This window comes from Desulfarculus baarsii DSM 2075, assembly GCF_000143965.1.
In the GTDB taxonomy this organism is placed as follows: domain Bacteria; phylum Desulfobacterota; class Desulfarculia; order Desulfarculales; family Desulfarculaceae; genus Desulfarculus; species Desulfarculus baarsii.
In genome coordinates, this window is record NC_014365.1 from 3,082,456 (window position 1) to 3,100,329 (window position 17,874).

Below are 17,874 nucleotides of genomic sequence, written 5' to 3' on the forward strand. Positions count from 1 at the left end.
CATGACCGCCGGGCATCGGCCGGTGTTGCTGGCCGAGACCTTGCGGGCCATGCAACCAAAACCCGGCGGAATCTACGTCGACGGCACCCTGGGGGCCGGCGGGCACGCCGCGGCCATCCTCGAGGCCTGCGGCCCCACCGGCCGGCTGCTGGGCCTGGACCGCGACGCCCAGGCCCTGGCCCTGGCCACGGCCAACCTGGCCGGTTTCGACCAAGCGCGGCTGCGCCTGACCCAGGCTAGTTTCGACGAAATCGGCCAATGCCTGAGCGCCTGGGGCGTGGCGGCCTGCGACGGAATCTTGCTGGATTTGGGAGTCAGCTCCATGCAGTTGGATCAAGGCCAGCGGGGGTTTTCCTTCATGCACGACGGCCCACTGGACATGCGCATGGGCCAAAGCGGCCCGGGCGCCGCCGAATTGGTGGCCGACTCCGATCAGAACCGCCTGACGGCCATCTTCCGCGACCTGGGCGAGGAGCCCTTGGCCCGACGCTACGCCCAGGCCGTCATCGAGGCCCGCCGTCAGGGGCCCATCGTCAGCACCGGCCGTTTGGCCGCCGTCATCGAGGCCAGCACGCCGGCGGCCGTGCGCCGCAAAAGCAAGATCCATCCGGCCACCAGGGTCTTCCAGGCCCTGCGCCTGGCCGTCAACGACGAACTGGGCCGCCTGGAGCGCTTCCTGGCCGGCGCGCCGGCCTGGCTCAACCCCGGTGGCGTGCTGGCGGTGATCAGCTATCATTCGCTGGAGGATCGCCGGGTCAAACGCAGCCTGCGCGCGGCGGCCAACCCCTGCACCTGCCCGCCCGACCTGCCGCGTTGCGTCTGCGGCCGCCGGCCCCTGTTCGACCTGCCCAGCCACAAGGCCATCACGCCGTCGGCCGTCGAAGTGGCGCAAAACCCCCGATCCCGTTCGGCGCGCCTGCGCGTGGCCGTGCGCACCGAGGCGACGACATGAGCATCAGCGTGCGCAAAAACAACCTGCGCCGGCCCGACAAGGCCCCGGCACGCAATATTCTGTTGCGGCCGGCGCTGTTCATGCTGGTCCTGGGCACCTGCGCGGCGATCTTCTACGCCTATGCCTCGGCCCGTTCGCTGGAGACATCCTACCGCCTCAGCCGGGCCCTGGAACAGCAGCGCGAACTGCGCGAGGTCGGCCGCCGCCTGCGCGTGGAGCTTGGCAACCTGCGCTCGCCCCAGCGCCTGGAGCAGGCCGCCCAGCGCGCCGCGCTCAATCCGCCCCTGCCCAGCCAGATGCGGGAGCTGCCATGAGGCCCAGGCAAACCAACTACTCCAGTTGGCTGCGCGTGCGCCTGGTGGCGCTGGGCGTATTCTTCCTGGTGGTTTTCTTGGCGCTGGTGGCCCGGGCCGTTGACCTACAGTTGTTCGAGCGCCAACGCCTGCGCGACATCGCCGAGCGCGAATCGATTCGCCAGGTCGACCTGTCACCCCGCCGGGGCATCATTTTCGACCGCAACCACGAGGAACTGGCCGTCAGCATCGACACCGACAGCATCTACGCCAACCCCCTGGGCATCGCCGACCCCGCGCGTCACGCCCGGTTGCTGGCCCCTGTCCTCGGTCAGCCGGCCGGCGAGCTGGCCAAACGCCTGGGCGCCGAGCGGGCCTTTGTCTGGCTGGCCCGCCGCGTCAGCCCCGAAGTGGCCGAAAAAACACGCCAGCTTGGTCTGGACGAAATCTACATCCTCCGCGAACCCAAACGGATTTATCCCTATTCCGACCTGGCCTGCCACGTGCTGGGCTTTTCGGGCCTGGACGCCAGAGGCCTGGAGGGCCTGGAGCGCAGCCAAGATCAGATCCTGCGCGGCCAGGCCAAGAGCCTGACCAGCGTGCGCGACGCCCTGGGCCGAACCATCCACCTGACCCCCGAGGCCCTGCTCAACCCGCCCGAGGGCAATCATCTGATCCTGACCCTGGACAAGCAGATTCAATACGCCACCGAGCGCTATCTGGCCGAGGCCGTGACCAAGCATCGGGCCAAGGCCGGCCAAGCCATCGTCATGTCGCCCCAGACCGGCGAAATCCTGGCCATGGCCTCGACCCCGGCCTTCAATCCCAACGCCTTCGACAAATACGCCAAGGACGCCTATCGCAACCGGGCCATCACCGACTTGTACGAACCGGGCTCGACCTTCAAGGCCTTCGTGGCCGCCGCGGCCCTGGCCAGCCACCGCGTCAGCCTGAGTCAGACTTTCGACTGCGAACACGGTCAGTGGCGCATTGGCGGCCGGATCATCCACGACACCCATCCCTACGGCATGCTGCGCCTGGCCGAGATCGTCAAGGTCTCCTCCAACATCGGCGCGGCCAAGGTGGCCCAGGCCATCGGCGCCGAGGGCATGTACGCGATGTTGCGCAACTTCGGCTTCGGCCAGCCCACCGGCGTCGACCTGCCCGGCGAGGCCCGTGGCGTGCTGCGGCCGGCCCGCACGTGGCGGCCGGTGGAGATGGCCAACATCGCCTTTGGCCAAGGCGTGTCGGTGACGGCCATCCAGATGGTCCAGGCCTTCGCCGCCGTGGCCAACGGCGGGGTGATGATGCGGCCCCACGTGATTCAGGCCGTGCTGGACAAGCACCACCAGGTCGTGCGCGAGACCAGGCCCCAGATGGTGCGCCGGGTCATGAGCCAGGACGAGGCCCGCGAACTGACGCGCATGCTCATGTCAGTGACCGAGGACGGCGGCACCGGCACCCTGGCCCGGGTGGGGCCCTTCGCCGTGGCCGGCAAGACCGGCACGGCCCAGAAGGTCAACCCCGGCGGCGGCTATTCCAAAACCGACTACATGTCCAGTTTCATCGGTTTCGCCCCGGCCGAAGACCCCAAGGCCGTGGTCATGGTCCTGCTGGACACGCCGCGCGGCCAATATTACGGCGGCGTGGTGGCCGGGCCGGCCTTTTCGCGGATCGCCCGCGTGGCCCTCAGCGAGATGGGCGTCTTCGAGATGGCCGCCCAGGGCCAGCCCAACGCCCCGCAGGCCAAGGGCCCGGCCCAGTTCGCCCAGAGTCCGCCGCCGGCCCGGCCAGCCTCGCTGGCCCAGGCCCGCCAGGCCCTGGCCCAGGGCGCCACGCCCGATCTGGGCGGGCTGAGCCTGCGCCAGGTGCTGCGCCTGGCCGCCGACGCCCACTGCCCGGTCACGGCCCAGGGTTGGGGCCGGGTCGTGCGGCAGTCACCCACGCCCGGCGCAAAGCTCTCGCCCGGCGGCCTGAGCGTCCAATTGGCCCCGACCCATGGAGGCGCGTGATGCATTTTGACCAACTGACGCGCCTGATCGGGCCCGAATCGCTCCTGGGCCATGCGCCGACGGCCGAACTGACCGGCGTCTGCTGCGATTCGCGCCAGGCCGGGCCGGGCATGGTCTTCGTGGCCGTCGTCGGCCACAGCGCCGATGGCCACGCCTATGTGGCGGCGGCGGCGGCGGCCGGGGCGACGGCGGCCGTGGTCCAGCGGCCAGTGGAGGCCGACATCGCCCAAATCGTCGTCCCCGACAGCCGGCTGGCCCTCTCGGCCCTGGCCGACGAGTTCGCCGGCCGGCCCAGCCAACGCCTCAAGCTGGTGGGCGTCACCGGCACCAACGGCAAGACGACCATCTGCCACCTGGCCAGGGCGATCATGGCCCAGCGTTGGCCCACGGGCATGATCGGCACCGTCGAGACCTGCTTCGCCCAGGTGCGCCGGCCCGCGGCCATGACCACCCCCGACGCCGTGACCCTGCAAAAGACCCTGGCCGAGATGCTGGCCAACGGCGTGGAGGCGGCGGCCATGGAGGTCAGCAGCCACGCCCTGGATCAACACCGGGCCGATCACTGCCGCTTCGACGTGGGGCTGTTCACCAACCTCAGCCGCGACCACCTGGACTATCACCCCGACATGGCCGACTATTTCCGGGCCAAGCGCCTGTTGTTCACCGAGCTTCTGCCCTGGTCGGCCCGCCAGGGCAAGCGGCCGGTCTCGGTGATCTGCCTCGACGATGATCACGGCCGCGTGCTGGCCGATCAGGCCAGGGGCACGGGGCTGGCCCTGCTGACCTACGGCCTGGCCCCCGGCGCGGACGTGGGCGGCCGCGTGCTGGCCGGCGGGGTCGACGGCATGACGGTGCGCATCGATCACCCCGGCGGGTCGCTGGAGTTTCACTCGCGCCTGGTGGGCCGCTACAATCTGCAAAACATCGTCGGCGCGGCGGCGGTGGGCCTGGCTCTGGGGCTTTCGCCCGAGGAAATCAAGGCCGGCCTGGAGGGCGTGGCCGGCGTGCCTGGCCGGCTGCAACGCGTCCCTGGGCCTGACCGTTCGCCGGCGGTTTTTGTCGACTACGCCCACTCGCCCGAGGCCATCGCCGCGGCCCTGGCCGTGTTGCGGCCGCTCTGCGCCGGCCGCTTGATCTGCGTCTTCGGGGCCGGTGGCGACCGCGACAAGGGCAAGCGGCCCCTGATGGGCCGCGCCGCCGGGCAGGCCGCCGACTTCTGCGTGTTGACCAGCGACAACCCGCGCACCGAAGACCCCATGGCCATAATCGACATGGTCGAGGCCGGGCTAGTTGAAAGCGAGGCCCGGCGGTGCGACAATCCCGCCGCCGGCCAGAGGGCCTACGCCGTCGAAGCCGACCGCGCCGCGGCCATCGCCATGGCCATCCAGGCGGCCGGGCCAGCGGACGTGGTGCTCATCGCCGGCAAGGGACACGAGGATTACCAGATTATCGGCCGCGTCAAGCGGCATTTCGACGACCGCGAACAAGCCTTGACGGCCATGACCGCCAAGGCCGCGCGCCTGGGAGAACAATAGTGCCCGCGCTGGACGCACAATTCGTCATCGCCGCCACCGGGGCGGAATTGACCGGCCAAGCGCCGGCCCAGGCCATGGCCGGCGTCTGCACCGACAGCCGGACCATCGCCCCCGGCCAGCTTTTTGTCGCCCTGAAGGGCGAAAACTTCGATGGCCACGATTTCGTGGAAAAGGCCTTGCAAGCCGGCGCGGCCGCCGCCCTGGTCGAGCGCGGCTTCAACCCGACCGCCGCCGGCCAATGCCTGCTGCGCGTCGACGACACCACCAAGGCCCTGGGCCGCTTGGCCGCCGCCTGGCGCGCGGCCCTGCCGGCGCGGATCGTGGCCGTCACCGGCTCCAACGGCAAGACCAGCACCAAGGAAATGATCGCCCAGGTGCTGGGCCAGCGCTTCGAGGTCCACAAGACCAAGGGCAACCTGAACAACCACATCGGCCTGCCGCTGACCCTGCTGGCCCTGCGGCCCGAGCACCAGGTCTGCGTGGCCGAGATGGGCATGAACGCCCCCGGCGAGATCGCCTATCTGGCCGCCATCGCCCGGCCCGACGTGGCCGTGATCACCAACGTCGGCCCGGCCCACCTGGGGCCCTTGGGCTCCATCGAGGCCGTGGCTGCGGCCAAGGCCGAGCTGTTCCAGGCCCTGGGGCCCGAGGCCGTGGCCGCCGTCAACCTGGACGACCCCCTGCTGGCCCCCTGGGCCGACAAACTGCCCTGCCGCGTGATCACCTTCGGGCTGGATCCCAAGGCCCAGGCGCGGGCTCGCGATGTTTCGGCCTTTGGCAGCCGCCAGGCCTTCACCATGGAGATCGGCGACCAACCGGCCGAACGGGTGCGCCTAGCCGCGCCGGGCCTGCACAACGTGCGTAACGCCCTGGCCGCCGCCGCCGTGGGCGCGGGCCTGGGTTTGGAAGCCTGGCAGATCAAGGACGGCGTGGAGGCCTTCACCCCGACCAAGGGCCGGCTGGAGAACGTCTTCACCAAAGGCGGACCGCTGCTCATCGACGACACCTACAACGCCAACCCGGCCTCGGTGGCCGCCGGGCTCCAGTCCTTGGCCGCCCTGTCCAAGTGGGGCAAAGGCCATGGCTTGATCATGGGCGATATGGGCGAGCTTGGCCCCGAGGCCCCGCGCCTGCATCGCCAGGTGGGCCGCCAGGCCGTGGAGTTTGGCTGCAAGTTCGTGCTGGCGGTGGGGCAAATGGCCGACGAGGTCGTGGCCGGGGCCCGTGAGGCCGGCCTGGCCGCGCCCAAGGCCCTGGCCTTCGCCGAGGTCGACCAATTGATCGACGCCAGCCCGCGCGTCATCGGCGAGGGCTGGACGGTGCTGGTCAAGGGCTCACGGGCCGCGCGCATGGAGCGCGTCATCCAGCGCCTGCAGGAAGTCGACTGGGAGAACGCCTGATGCTATACCACCTGCTATATCCCCTGCGGGACGTCTTCGTCGGCTTCAACGTCTTCCGCTACATCACTTTCCGCACCATCTACGCGGCCATCACCGCCCTGGTCATCGCCTGGGCGCTGGGCCCGTGGATCATCGCCAAGCTGCAACAGATGCAGATCGGCCAGCATATCCGCAAGCTGGGCCCCGAAAGCCATCAGGCCAAGGCCGGCACGCCGACCATGGGCGGGGTGCTGATCTTGTTTTCGGTGGCGGTCTCGGTGCTGCTGTGGGGCGATCTGGGCAATTTCTTCTTGTGGATGGCCCTGCTGGTGACCTACGGCTTCGGCGCGGTGGGCTTTGCCGATGATTACCTGAAAAAAGTGCGCAAGAGCAACGAGGGCGGCCTGAGTTCGCGCACCAAGTTCCTGGCGCTGACCGCCGTGGCCGCCGTGGCCGCCGTGGCCCTTTACCTCCACCCCGGCTACAGCACCAAACTGGCCGTGCCGTTTTTGAAGTTCGTGGTGCCCGATCTGGGCTGGGGCTACGTGCCGCTGGCCATGTTCATCTTGGTTGGCGCATCCAACGCCGTCAACCTCACCGACGGCCTGGACGGCTTGGCCGCCGGCCCGGTGCTGATCGCCATGGGCACCTACCTGATCCTCAGCTATCTGGCCGGCAACATCAAAAGCGCCGAATATCTGCAAATATTCTACGTGCATGGCGTGGGCGAGCTGGCGGTGTTCTGCGGGGCGGTGGTCGGGGCGGTGTTGGGTTTTCTGTGGTACAACGCCTATCCGGCCCAGGTCTTCATGGGCGACACGGGCTCGCTGTCGCTGGGCGGAGCGCTGGGCGTGGTGGCCCTTTGCACCAAGCATGAGATCCTGCTGGCGCTGGTGGGCGGCCTGTTCGTGGTCGAGGCCCTGAGCGTGATCATGCAGGTGGGTTTTTTCAAGCTCACCGGCGGCAAGCGCATCTTTCGCATGGCCCCGTTGCACCATCACTTCGAGCTCAAGGGCTGGCCCGAGCCCAAGGTGATCGTGCGCTTCTGGATCATCTCGATCATCCTGGGCCTGCTGGCCCTTAGCACGCTGAAATTGAGGTGAGGGCCATGGTCTTGGCGGGCAAAAAAGTTTTGGTGGTGGGCATGGGCGCCTCGGGCGCGGCGGCGGCGCGGCTGTGCCTGGCCCGGGGCGCGGAGGTGCGCTTCACCGACAAAGCGACCGCCCCGCCAGCGGCGGCCGGCCTGGCCGAGTTGGGCGCGACGCCGCGCCTGGGTGGCCACGACCCGGCCGACTTCCTGTGGGCCGAACTGATCGTGCTCAGCCCCGGCGTGGACCACCGCCTGCCCGAAGTCGCCGCCGCCGCCCGAAACGGCGCCGAGGTCATCGGCGAGATGGAGCTTGGCTTCCGCTTCCTGAGACCGCCAGCGGTGATGATCACCGGCACCAACGGCAAGAGCACCGTAACCAGCTTGATCGCGGCCATGCTGGAGGCCGAGGGCCTGCGCGCCTTTGCCGGCGGCAACCTGGGCACGCCCCTGTGCGCCTACGTGGCCGGCGCGCAAGACGACGACTGGGCCGTGCTGGAGGTCAGCTCCTTCCAGACCGACACCGCCGTCAGCCTGCGGCCCAAGGTCGGCGTGATCCTCAACATCACCGACGACCATCTGGACCGCTACGACAGTTTCGAGCAATACGCCCAAAGCAAGTTTCGCCTGCTGGCCAACCAGGCCGAGGGCGACGTGGCCGTGCTCTGCGCCGACGACCCCGAAGTGGCCGCCCGCCTGGGCCTGGCCCCGGCCAGCGTCTGGCTCTACGGCGCGGCCAACGATCACCGCCCCGGCGGCCGCCTGGAGAACCAACGCCTGGCCCTGGAGCTGCCCGGCCGCCGCCTGATCAAGCTCGACGCCTCGCGGTCGCGGCTGTGGGGCGGTTTCAACAAGCTCAACATCCTGGCCGCCGGCCTGGCCGCGGCGGCCTGCGGCGTTTCGGCCCAGGCCATGCAAAGGGCCATCGACGAATTTCAGCCCCTGGGCCACCGTCTGGCCCTAGTGGCCGAGCGCGACGGCGTGGCCTGGTACGACGACAGCAAGGGCACCAACGTCGGCGCGGTGCAGGCGGCCCTGGAGGCCTTGGCCCGGCCGGCGGTGCTGCTTTTGGGCGGCCGCGACAAGGATGGCCGTTTCGCCCTACTGGCCCCGCAACTGGCCGCCTGGGCGCGCCTGGTGATCTGCTTCGGCGAGGCCGGAGCGAGCATCGCCGGCCAGATCGAGGGCCTGGCCGAGCGCCAGGTGGTGGCCGATCTGCCGGCGGCGGTGACCCTGGCCGCCCAAGAGGCCAAGCCCGGCGATGTCGTGCTGCTTTCGCCCGGCTGCGCCAGCTTTGACGCCTATGCCGGTTACGCCATGCGCGGCGATCATTTCCGCCGCCTGGTGGCGGAGTTGAACTGATGGCCCAAGCCGCCGCCAACGCCAACGAGCGCCCGAGGGCCTGGGGCCTGATCGTGGCCGACCCTTGGCTGCTGCTGTGCGTCCTGGCCCTGGTGGCCATCGGGGTGGTGATGGTCTATTCGGCCAGCAGCTCGCTGGCCATCAAGCGCCACGGCCAATCGGCCTATTTCCTGTGGCGGCAGTTGGCCAACGTGGGCCTGTGCCTGCCGCTGATGATCGTTTTGGCCTACATCGACTACGACCGCCTGCGGCGCTGGGCCATGCCGATCTACTTCCTCGTCCTGGCGATGCTGGTGCTGGTGCTCATCCCCGGCGTGGGCCACACCTCCGGCGGCGCGGCGCGCTGGCTGCGGCCGGGCGGCTTTTCGATCCAGCCGGCCGAGCTGGCCAAGCCGGCCCTGGTCCTCTGCCTGGCCCACGCCCTGTCGCTCAACCACGACCGCATCCGCCGCTTCTGGCGCGGCTTCGTTTTCCACATGGCCCTGGCCCTGGCCCTGATCCTGCCGGTGCTGCTGGAGCCGGACCTGGGCATGTGCATCATGCTTTTCGCCATCACCTTCGCCATGCTCTTCGTGGCCGGGGTGCGCCTGAGCTTCCTGGGCGGGATGGTGCTGGCGGCCGCGCCGGTGATCTGGGTGCTGATCGTCAATTTCCCCTATCGCTTCGCGCGTGTGATCGCCTTCCTGGACCCTTGGCGCTATCGCCAAAGCTCGGGCTTCCAGGTCATTCACAGCTTTTTGGCCTTCGGCTCGGGCGGGCTGGGCGGCGTGGGCCTGGGCTCGTCGACGCAAAAGCTCTTTTATTTGCCCGAGCCCCACACCGACTTCATCTTCAGCGTCATCGGCGAAGAGTTGGGCCTGTGGGGGGTGACGCTGGTGTTGGGCCTGTTTTTGACGCTGATCTGGCGGGGCGTAAAAATCTCCCTGGCGGCTCGCGACATCTTCGGCACCTTCCTGGCCGCCGGGGCCACGGCCGTCATCGGCATCCAGGCCTTTGTCAACGCCGGGGTGGTGATGGGTCTGTTGCCCACCACGGGGCTGACGCTGCCGTTCATCAGCGCGGGCGGTTCGTCGATGATGACCAGTTTCACCTGCGTGGGCCTGCTGCTTTCGGTGGCCGCCCACAACAAGAGGGCCGCGTGAAACGCTCGGTGCTCATAGCCGGCGGCGGCACGGGCGGGCACTTGTTCCCCGGCGTGGCCGTGGCCAACGAACTCAAACGCCAGAGCCCCGGCCTGGAGCTGGCCTTTGTCAGCGCCGGCAAGGCCCTGGAAAGCCGCCTGCTGCGCGAGGCCGGCCTGCCCCTGGAGTCGCTGCCGGCCAGCGCCTTTGTCGGCGGCGGCCTGGTGGGCCGCTTCAAGGCCCTGGCCAAGGTGCCCCTGGCCGTGGCCAAGGCCTCGGCGATCATCAGCCGGCGGCGGCCGGGGCTGGTGCTGGCGGTGGGCGGATACGCCGCCCTGCCCCTGGGCCTGGCCGCCTGGCTGCGCGGCGCGCCGCTGGCGGTGCAGGAGCAAAACGCCGCCCCCGGTCTGACCAACCGCGTCTTGGCCCGCCTGGCCCAGGTGGTGTTCACTTCCTTCCCCGGGGCCGAGGAGCAACTGCCCGCGGCCAAATGCCGCATGGTGGGCAACCCCGTGCGCGCCGAGCTGCTGGCCCAGGCCCAGGCGGCCGCCGCCCAGCGCCCGCCGGCCGCCGAGGAGTTTCGCGTGCTGGTGCTGGGCGGCTCCCAGGGCGCGCGCAGCATCAACAAGGCCGTCACCGGCGCGCTGGCCTTGCTGGCCCAGCGCCTGCCGCGCCTGGCCTTTATCCACCAGACCGGCCAGGCCGACGAGCAGTGGGTCCAAAAGGCCTATCAAGACGCCGGCGCGCGGGGCCAGGCAGCGGCGTTTTTTGGCGACGTGGGCAGGCTCTATGGCTGGGCCCACCTGGTGATCTGCCGGGCCGGCGCGGGCACCCTCACCGAGGCGCTGGCCTGCGGCCGAGCCGCCGTGTGCGTGCCCTACCCCCACGCCGCCGCCGATCACCAGACCAAAAACGCCCGCGCCCTGGTCGCCGCCGGGGCCGCGCGATTGATCGCCGATCACGACTTCGACGCCGCCGCCGCGGCCAGGGTCATCGCCGAGATGATCGACGACGAGCCGGCCCGCGCCCAGTTCGAACGCCGGGCCCTGGCCCTGGCCCGGCCCGGGGCCGCCGCCGAAATAGCCAGGCAGTGCCTGGAGATCATGGGAGAAGCCGATCATGTATAACCGGCCGCAGAACATACATTTCGTGGGTATCGGCGGCATCGGCATGAGCGGCATCGCCGAGGTGCTGATCAACCTGGGCCAGCGCGTCAGCGGCAGCGACCTGCGCCAATCGGCCATCACCGAGCGCCTGCGCGGCCTGGGGGCCAGGGTCCATCTGGGCCATCACCCCGAGCAGGTGCGCGGGGCCGATGTGGTGGTGGTCAGTTCGGCGGTGGACAAGGACAACCCCGAGGTGGCCGCGGCCATCGAGTTGCAGATTCCGGTCATCCCCCGTGCCGAAATGCTGGCCGAGCTGATGCGCCTGAAATACGGCGTGGCCGTGGCCGGGGCCCACGGCAAGACCACCTGCACATCGCTGGTGGCCACGCTCCTGGCCGCCGGCGGCCTGGATCCCACGGTGGTGGTGGGCGGAAAGCTGGGGGCGCTGGGCACCAACGCCGTGTTGGGCCGGGGCGAATTTCTGGTGGCCGAGGCCGACGAAAGCGACGGCTCGTTCAACCGCCTGAGCCCGGTGGTGGTGGTGGTCACCAACATCGACCGCGAGCACATGGATCACTACGGCTCCGACCAGGCCCTGGACGAGGCCTTTGTCGAGTTCATGAACAAGGTGCCTTTTTATGGCGCGGCGATCATCTGCCTGGACGATCCGCGCGTGGCCGCCCTGATCCCCAGGGTGCGCAAGCGCGTCATCACCTATGGCCAGAGCGGCCAGGCCGATTTCGAGGCCCGCGAGGTCAGCCATCAGGGCATGCGCACCAGCTTCAGCCTGTTCGCCCAGGGCCAAAACCTGGGCCGAGTCCAGGTTCCTCTGCCCGGCCGGCACAACGTGCTAAACACCCTGGCCGCCCTGGCCGTGGCCAAGGAGTTGGGCGTGGCCATGCCCGTGGCCATGAGCGCCTGCGCCGGCTTTGGCGGAGTGGGCCGACGCATGGAGCAAAAGGGCCAAAGCGCCGCCGGCGCGCTGGTGGTCGACGACTACGCCCACCACCCCACCGAGATCCGCGCCACCTTGCAGGCGGCCCGCGACTGCTGGCCCGACAAGCGGCTGGTGGTCTGCTTCCAGCCCCATCGCTACAGCCGCACCCGCGATCTGTTCGAGGAGTTCGCCACCGCCTTTTACGTGGCCGACGAGCTTTTGCTTTTGGACATTTACGCGGCCAGCGAGAAAAAAGACCCGGCCGTCAGCGCCGAAAAGCTGGCCGAGGCCATCCGCGCCCACGGCCACCGGCGGGTGGAGTACGTGGGCGGCCAGGAGGCGGCCCGCGAGCGCTTGGAAAAAATGCTGGGCCCGGACGACGTGTTTTTCACCATGGGCGCCGGCGACGTCTGGAAGCTGGGGGCGGAGCTGACCAAGGAGGGCGGACGCTGATGGAGGCCCTGCGCCGCGAGATCGCCCGTCGCCTGGGCCGCCGGGCCCTGTTCGGCGAGCCGATGAGCCGCCACACCACCTGGGGCGTGGGCGGGCCGGCCTGGTGCTTCTGTCGGGTGGATAGCGCGGCCGAACTGGCCTGGCTGATCCAGATGGCCGCCCAAGCCGGCGCGCCGTTGAAGATCGTCGGCCGGGGCTCCAACCTGCTGGTCGCCGACGCCGGCTTCGCCGGGCTGATCGTCTTGCTGCGCGGCGATTTGGCCCGCATCCAGTTCGGGGCGACGGCCATGGTCTGCGGCGGCGGGGCCTCGCTGGCCAAGGCCGTGCGCCGGGCCGGCGAACGGGGCCTGGCCGGCCTGGAGTGGGCCGTGGGCATTCCGGCCACGGTGGGCGGGGCCCTGGCCGGCAACGCCGGGGCGGCCGGCGGGGAGATGATGACCCTGTGCCGACGCATGACCCTGCTGTTGCCCAGCGGCGACCTGCGCCACATGGCCGCCGCCGAATTGGCCTGGGGCTATCGCCGCACCGACCTACCGGCCGGCGCGGTGATCCTGGAGGCCCAGTTGGCCCTGCGACCCGAGGCGGCCTCGGCCGTGCTGGCCCGGCGCGAACAACACCTGCGGCGGCGCAAGGCCAGCCAGCCCATGAGCGCCCGCACCGCCGGCAGCGTGTTCAAAAATCCGGCCGGCGATTTCGCCGGGCGTTTGATCGAAACCGCCGGGCTCAAGGGCCGGCGCGTGGGTCGGGCCATGGTCAGCCAGGTCCACGCCAATTTCATCGAAAACATCGGCGGAGCCACGGCGGCCCAGATCGCCGAGCTGATGGAGCTGGTGCGCGAAGGCGTTGGGCGGGCCCACGGCGTGCGCCTGGAGCCCGAAGTGGAGCGAGTCGGTGATTAGGCAACGACGCGGCAACGGGCGCAAAAGCGCGGCCAGCCCGACCATGGGCCGCAGCGTCGGCGCGCGCCTGCGCGATCAGCACGTCAACCGCGGGCCCAAGCGACGGCGGCAAGCCGCTGAAGTGCTGGGCGGCATCGCCTGGCTGGCGGCGACGTTGATCAAAAAGGCCCTGGTCGTGGCCCTGATCAGCGTGATTCTGCTGGGCGGCTGGGCCGTGGCCTCGACCAGCAAGGCCTTTGCCGTGCGCCGGGCCGTGGTCGAGGGCAACGCCCACCTCAGCAGCCTGGACGTGCTGCGCGCCGCCGGCGTGGGCGCCCACAGCAACCTGTTGGCCCTCAACGTGGAGCGCATCGCCCAGCGGGTGGCCCAACTGCCCTGGATCAACGACGTCGGCGTGGCGCGGCGGCCGCCGCACACGGTGCGCATCCGCATCGAGGAGCGCCGGCCCCATCTGCTGGCCCTGGCCGGCGGGCACATCTACTGCCTGGACCAGCGCATGCGCCCCTTCGCCGCCCTGGACGGCCAGAAGCCCATCGACCTGCCGGTGCTCACCGGCCTGAACAAGGCCGACATCCTCGAGCCCGACGCCGACGTGGAAAAGTTGATCGCCGCGGCCCGTCAGGTGTTGCTGCTGCTGCCGGCCGAGGGCCTGCCGGGGCGCAAGAGGCTTTCGGAAATAAACATCGACCGCATCTGGGGGTTGAGCCTGGTCTTCGACGGCTTCACGCCCACGGTGCGGCTGGGCTTCGACAACTTCGGCCCCAAGCTGCGGCGCCTGGTCGGCGTCGGCGCCGACCTGGAGCGGCGCGGCGAACTGGAGCGCGCCACACTCATCGACCTGGACCACGATTATCGCGTGGTGGTGCGGCTAGCGCGGGAGGCGGCATGAGCAACAAGGGTGACATCATCGTCGGGCTGGACATCGGCACCACCAAGATCTGCGCGGTGGTGGGCATGATCAAGGACAAGAGCGTGGAGATCCTGGGCATGGGCAGCCACCCGTCCGAGGGCCTGCGCAAGGGCGTGGTCGTCAACATCGAAGCCACGGTGGAAAGCATCAAAAAGGCCGTGGCCGAGGCCGAGCTGATGTCTAGCTGCGAGGTCACCAGCGTCATCACCGGCATCGCCGGCGGCCACATCAAGGGCTTCAGCTCCCACGGCGTGCTGGCCGTGCGCGGCCGCGAGGTCACGGCCAAGGACAAAGAGCGCGTCGTCGACGCGGCCCGGGCCGTGGCCATCCCCACCGACCGCGAGGTGATCCACATCCTGCCCCAGGAGTTCATCCTCGACGGGCAAAAGGGCATCCAAGACCCGGTGGGCATGAGCGGCGTGCGCCTGGAGGCCAAGGTGCACATGGTCACCGGCGCGGTGGCCAGCGCCCACAACCTGATCAAGTGCTGCAACCAGGCCGGCCTGGACGTGGCCGACATCGTCTTGCAGTCGCTGGCCAGCGCCGAGGCGGTGCTGACCGCCGAGGAGATGAGCCTGGGCGCGGCCCTGGTGGATTTTGGCGGCGGCACCACCGACCTGGCCATCTTCGGCAACGACGCCATCAAGCACACCGCCGGACTGGCCCTGGGCGGCATCAACCTGACCACCGACCTGGCCGTGGGCCTGCGCACGCCCATGGCCGAAGCCGAAAAGCTCAAGACCGCCTTTGGCTGCGCCATGGTCGGCCTGGCCGGCAAGGACGAAATGATCAACGTGCCGGGCGTGGGCGGCCGCCAACCGCGCAAGGCCCAGCGGCGCATCCTGGGCGAGATCCTCGAGCCCAGGGTCGAGGAGCTGCTGACCCTGCTGCAGATGGAGATCGAGCGGTCGGGCTTCAAGAATCAGATCGCCGGCGGCGTGGTGCTCACCGGCGGTTCGGCCCAGCTCGACGGCCTGGTCGAGATGAGCGAACAAGTCTTCAACATGCCCGCGCGCATGGGCAGCCCAGCCGGCGTGCTGGGCCTGGCCGACGTGGTCAGCAACCCCAAGTACTCCACCGCCGTGGGCCTGGTGCTCTACGGCGCGCGCAACAAGAACGAGGAAAAATTCCGCATCCGCGACGCCAATATCTTCAACCGGATAACCGGCCGCATGCGGAGATGGTTCAATAAGATAATGTAACTTCGCCTTTTCCCCGGGAGGTTGAAATGACTATGGAAATCGAAATGGTCGAGAGCTTGAACGCCGGCGCTAAACTGCGGGTGGTGGGCATCGGCGGCGGCGGCGGCAACGCCCTCAACAACATGATCGAGGCCGGCCTGGCCGGGGTGGAGTTCATCTCCGCCAACACCGACCTCCAGGCCCTGGAAAAAAGCCGGGCCAGGGTCCACCTGCAGATCGGCCGCAACCTGACCCGCGGCCTGGGCGCCGGCGCCGATCCCGAAGTGGGCCGCCAAGCCGCCCTGGAAGACCGCGACAAAATCAAGGAAATGCTCTCCGGCAGCGACATGGTCTTCGTCACCGCCGGCCTGGGCGGCGGCACCGGCACCGGCGCGGCCCCGGTGGTGGCCGAGGTGGCCAAGGAGCTGGGCGCGCTGACGGTGGCCATCGTCACCAAGCCCTTCGACTTCGAGGGCAAAAAGCGCATGATCCAGGCCGACGAGGGCATTGAGGAGCTCAAAAGGGTCGTCGACACGCTGATCGTCATCCCCAACACGCGTCTGCGCAGCCTGGCCCCCAAAAACGCCCGCTTCGCCGAGATGCTCAAAAAGGCCGACGAGGTGCTGCTCTACGCCGTGCGCGGCATCAGCGACCTGATCATGACCCCCGGCCTGATCAACCTGGACTTCGCCGACGTGCGCACGATCATGTCCGAGATGGGCGTGGCCCTGATGGGCACCGGCGAGGCCAGCGGCGACGATAGGGCCATGCAGGCGGCCAACCGCGCCATCAACAACCCCCTGCTGGAGGACATCACCATCGACGGCGCGCGGGGAGTGTTGGTCAACATCACCGCCTCCAGCGACATCACCATCGACGAGGTCAGCGAGGCCAGCCAGTTCATCCAAGAGGCCGCCCACGACGAGGCCAACATCATCTGGGGCACGGTCATCGACGACACCATGGGCGACCGCATGCGCGTGACCGTCATCGCCACCGGCATCGGCGACAGCGCCACCCGCGTCAACGCCGAGCCCATGCGCCTGGCCGCGGCCGTGGGCGGCGACACCGACCCCACCGAGATCGGCGAATTCAACGTGCCGCGCTACGTGCGCACCACCCAGGCCCGCCAGGCCCAGGGCGTCGGCCGCGCCGACCGTGGCAACCCCATGCGCGACGTCTCCGACCTGGACGTGCCCACGTTCCTGCGGCGTCAAGCCGACTGACAAGAGCACAAGGCGGCGCGGACCGGCCAAATCCCGGGCCGCGACCATCCAAGCCTTTGCTGCAACGGGCCAGGCGCTACCGGGGATGCGCCTGGCCCATCATCGATCCCCGGCGCGGGCTTTGTTTTTTTGCGCGACAGGCGCGGCGGCCGCCGCGTCAGCGTGGAAAGACGGCCAGGGCCACCGGCAGGGCCTGGCGTGGCCAGGGCAGATCGGGCGTGGAGCTGGGCCCGCCGTATTGCTGGTAGCGGAAATCGCCGACCTTGACGTCGATCTGCGATTCGCCGCCGCCGTCCATGAGCATCACCTCGCGCAGGTCAAGCCCGGCCCCGGCCAGAAACTGGGCCAACTCCCACAGCGTATGGGCCCCCTCGGTGACGATGACCAGGATGCGCCCCCGCGCATCGGCGGCCACGGCCGTGCGGTGGGCCACCCGTGGCGAACGCCGCACGCGAATCTGCCCGAAACGGTCCAAAAGCATCAGCGACTGGGCGGCTTGGCGATAGGGGTTGGCCCTGGGGTCGAAGGCGGTGTAGCGCAGGTCGAGGATGCGGGCCGGCGGCAGGGCCGGGTCGTTGGGCTCGGCCAGGAAAAGCGCCTCCAGGTGGCCGACCATGCGGCCCAGAATCTGGCCGTCCTGGGCCAAAAAACCCAGATACGAATGATCCTCGGCGTATTGCCCGGCGTTGAACACGGCCAAGGCGCCGCTTTGCGCCCGCCACTGGCCGGCGGTCCATTCGTCGTCCTCGTTGGCGGTGGCCAGCACGGTGAAACGATAGCGCTGGGGATCGACCCGCAGGATGCTGATCAGATCGCTGCCCACGCGGGCCGCGCCGCCGGCGTCGAGCTTGGCGAATTCCAGCCCCTCGGCCAGGATTTTCCAGCGCGGGGCCGCCGGCTCCTGGGCCAGGGCCGGCCAGGCCAAGGCCGCGACGATCAGCAAAAGACATGCGCTTTGGGCCAAAAGCTTCATGCCGACATGGTAGCCCGGCCTGGCGCTCTTGGCAACAGGCCGGGGCAAAATCAGCCGTCCCGGCCTGGCTGAAGGGACGGGCGGCAAGACGGGGTCAGGCGGTGGCGAAACGGGCGGGTCGGGCCTGGGGCTCGATGGCGGCCATGGCCAGAACCTGCTCCATCAAGCCGCGGGCCTCGGCGTAGGACATCTCGAACATGGCCTCGAAAAAGGCCCGGCCACGGCCTTCGGGGGCCAGGCGCTGGCGAAGATCGTCGCGCAGGCGGCCGAAGTTCTCGGGCGTCCACAGGGCGTCGGGGTCGGGCGCGTGCATCGAAGCCGAGGCCATTTCCTCGAAGATAACCTTGGTCAATCCATTTATGGCGTGAGCTTCCATCGCGGGCTCCTTGGTTTTCGTTGACCTGGGTCAATGCAAACCAGGGGCCATCTTTTTGATCACAAAAAACTT

At 69.3% G+C, this 17,874-nt stretch carries 16 protein-coding genes; 14 read left to right on the forward strand and 2 right to left on the reverse strand.

The genetic code is table 11. From position 1 onward, the window contains the following. The first annotated feature begins 1 nt into the window (after position 1). Genes rsmH through ftsZ form a run of 14 tightly spaced genes read left to right on the forward strand, consistent with a single transcriptional unit; the run spans position 2 to position 16,453 of the window. The gene (gene rsmH, locus DEBA_RS13865) at positions 2-952 is read left to right on the forward strand and encodes a 16S rRNA (cytosine(1402)-N(4))-methyltransferase RsmH (RefSeq protein ID WP_013259578.1); all 951 of its coding nucleotides are present in this window, start codon (positions 2-4) and stop codon (positions 950-952) included. Continuing rightward, on the forward strand, positions 949-1,266 hold the full coding sequence (locus tag DEBA_RS13870; protein WP_013259579.1) for a cell division protein FtsL: 318 nt from the start codon (positions 949-951) through the stop codon (positions 1,264-1,266). Before rsmH ends, DEBA_RS13870 begins: the two co-directional genes overlap by 4 nt. After that, positions 1,263-3,257, forward strand: a complete 1,995-nt coding sequence (locus DEBA_RS13875) for a penicillin-binding protein (RefSeq protein WP_013259580.1) — start codon at positions 1,263-1,265, stop codon at positions 3,255-3,257. The genes DEBA_RS13870 and DEBA_RS13875 overlap by 4 nt, the downstream gene beginning before the upstream one ends. Then, complete coding sequence (locus tag DEBA_RS13880) at positions 3,257-4,792, forward strand: UDP-N-acetylmuramoyl-L-alanyl-D-glutamate--2,6-diaminopimelate ligase (protein ID WP_013259581.1); 1,536 nt, start codon at positions 3,257-3,259, stop codon at positions 4,790-4,792. The genes DEBA_RS13875 and DEBA_RS13880 overlap by 1 nt, the downstream gene beginning before the upstream one ends. Continuing rightward, positions 4,792-6,192 (forward strand): UDP-N-acetylmuramoyl-tripeptide--D-alanyl-D-alanine ligase, encoded by a 1,401-nt coding sequence (locus tag DEBA_RS13885; RefSeq protein WP_013259582.1) that lies wholly within the window; start codon positions 4,792-4,794, stop codon positions 6,190-6,192. Before DEBA_RS13880 ends, DEBA_RS13885 begins: the two co-directional genes overlap by 1 nt. Beyond that, complete coding sequence (mraY, locus tag DEBA_RS13890; RefSeq protein WP_013259583.1) at positions 6,192-7,274, forward strand: phospho-N-acetylmuramoyl-pentapeptide-transferase; 1,083 nt, start codon at positions 6,192-6,194, stop codon at positions 7,272-7,274. Before DEBA_RS13885 ends, mraY begins: the two co-directional genes overlap by 1 nt. A gap of 5 nt (positions 7,275-7,279) precedes the next feature. Beyond that, the gene (gene murD, locus DEBA_RS13895; RefSeq protein ID WP_013259584.1) at positions 7,280-8,620 is read left to right on the forward strand and encodes a UDP-N-acetylmuramoyl-L-alanine--D-glutamate ligase; all 1,341 of its coding nucleotides are present in this window, start codon (positions 7,280-7,282) and stop codon (positions 8,618-8,620) included. Next, positions 8,620-9,762: a putative lipid II flippase FtsW gene (gene ftsW, locus DEBA_RS13900; protein ID WP_013259585.1), complete on the forward strand. Its 1,143-nt coding sequence runs from the start codon at positions 8,620-8,622 to the stop codon at positions 9,760-9,762. The genes murD and ftsW overlap by 1 nt, the downstream gene beginning before the upstream one ends. Continuing rightward, positions 9,759-10,868 carry an undecaprenyldiphospho-muramoylpentapeptide beta-N-acetylglucosaminyltransferase gene (gene murG / locus DEBA_RS13905; RefSeq protein ID WP_013259586.1) on the forward strand — a complete coding sequence of 370 codons (1,110 nt, stop codon included), beginning with the start codon at positions 9,759-9,761 and terminating at the stop codon, positions 10,866-10,868. Before ftsW ends, murG begins: the two co-directional genes overlap by 4 nt. Beyond that, positions 10,861-12,237: a UDP-N-acetylmuramate--L-alanine ligase gene (gene murC, locus DEBA_RS13910; RefSeq protein ID WP_013259587.1), complete on the forward strand. Its 1,377-nt coding sequence runs from the start codon at positions 10,861-10,863 to the stop codon at positions 12,235-12,237. Before murG ends, murC begins: the two co-directional genes overlap by 8 nt. Further along, positions 12,237-13,136, forward strand: coding sequence for a UDP-N-acetylmuramate dehydrogenase (murB, locus tag DEBA_RS13915; protein ID WP_013259588.1), 900 nt, complete (start codon positions 12,237-12,239; stop codon positions 13,134-13,136). The genes murC and murB overlap by 1 nt, the downstream gene beginning before the upstream one ends. Further along, on the forward strand, positions 13,129-14,025 hold the full coding sequence (locus DEBA_RS13920) for a cell division protein FtsQ/DivIB (RefSeq protein WP_013259589.1): 897 nt from the start codon (positions 13,129-13,131) through the stop codon (positions 14,023-14,025). The genes murB and DEBA_RS13920 overlap by 8 nt, the downstream gene beginning before the upstream one ends. Then, positions 14,022-15,248, forward strand: coding sequence for a cell division protein FtsA (gene ftsA, locus DEBA_RS13925; protein ID WP_013259590.1), 1,227 nt, complete (start codon positions 14,022-14,024; stop codon positions 15,246-15,248). The genes DEBA_RS13920 and ftsA overlap by 4 nt, the downstream gene beginning before the upstream one ends. 32 nt (positions 15,249-15,280) lie before the next feature. After that, positions 15,281-16,453: a cell division protein FtsZ gene (gene ftsZ, locus DEBA_RS13930; RefSeq protein WP_043814585.1), complete on the forward strand. Its 1,173-nt coding sequence runs from the start codon at positions 15,281-15,283 to the stop codon at positions 16,451-16,453. A gap of 157 nt (positions 16,454-16,610) precedes the next feature. On the opposite strand, the gene DEBA_RS13935 is transcribed toward ftsZ, so the two are convergent. Beyond that, positions 16,611-17,426, reverse strand: a complete 816-nt coding sequence (locus DEBA_RS13935) for a phosphodiester glycosidase family protein (RefSeq protein WP_013259592.1) — start codon at positions 17,424-17,426, stop codon at positions 16,611-16,613. Between the two features lie 94 nt (positions 17,427-17,520). After that, the gene (locus DEBA_RS17330) at positions 17,521-17,802 is read right to left on the reverse strand and encodes a hypothetical protein (RefSeq protein ID WP_013259593.1); all 282 of its coding nucleotides are present in this window, start codon (positions 17,800-17,802) and stop codon (positions 17,521-17,523) included. Positions 17,803-17,874: the final 72 nt, after the last annotated feature.

Excerpts from the sequence above, each read along its gene's own strand:
- rsmH (WP_013259578.1), top strand. The coding sequence starts at position 2 with ATGACCGCCGGGCATCGGCCGGTGTTGCTGGCCGAGACCTTGCGGGCC.
- DEBA_RS13870 (WP_013259579.1), top strand. The coding sequence starts at position 949 with ATGAGCATCAGCGTGCGCAAAAACAACCTGCGCCGGCCCGACAAGGCC.
- DEBA_RS13875 (WP_013259580.1), top strand. The coding sequence starts at position 1,263 with ATGAGGCCCAGGCAAACCAACTACTCCAGTTGGCTGCGCGTGCGCCTG.
- DEBA_RS13880 (WP_013259581.1), top strand. The coding sequence starts at position 3,257 with ATGCATTTTGACCAACTGACGCGCCTGATCGGGCCCGAATCGCTCCTG.
- mraY (WP_013259583.1), top strand. The coding sequence starts at position 6,192 with ATGCTATACCACCTGCTATATCCCCTGCGGGACGTCTTCGTCGGCTTC.
- murD (WP_013259584.1), top strand. The coding sequence starts at position 7,280 with ATGGTCTTGGCGGGCAAAAAAGTTTTGGTGGTGGGCATGGGCGCCTCG.
- ftsW (WP_013259585.1), top strand. The coding sequence starts at position 8,620 with ATGGCCCAAGCCGCCGCCAACGCCAACGAGCGCCCGAGGGCCTGGGGC.
- murC (WP_013259587.1), top strand. The coding sequence starts at position 10,861 with ATGTATAACCGGCCGCAGAACATACATTTCGTGGGTATCGGCGGCATC.
- murB (WP_013259588.1), top strand. The coding sequence starts at position 12,237 with ATGGAGGCCCTGCGCCGCGAGATCGCCCGTCGCCTGGGCCGCCGGGCC.
- ftsA (WP_013259590.1), top strand. The coding sequence starts at position 14,022 with ATGAGCAACAAGGGTGACATCATCGTCGGGCTGGACATCGGCACCACC.
- ftsZ (WP_043814585.1), top strand. The coding sequence starts at position 15,281 with ATGGAAATCGAAATGGTCGAGAGCTTGAACGCCGGCGCTAAACTGCGG.
- DEBA_RS13935 (WP_013259592.1), bottom strand. The coding sequence starts at position 17,426 with ATGAAGCTTTTGGCCCAAAGCGCATGTCTTTTGCTGATCGTCGCGGCC.
- DEBA_RS17330 (WP_013259593.1), bottom strand. The coding sequence starts at position 17,802 with ATGGAAGCTCACGCCATAAATGGATTGACCAAGGTTATCTTCGAGGAA.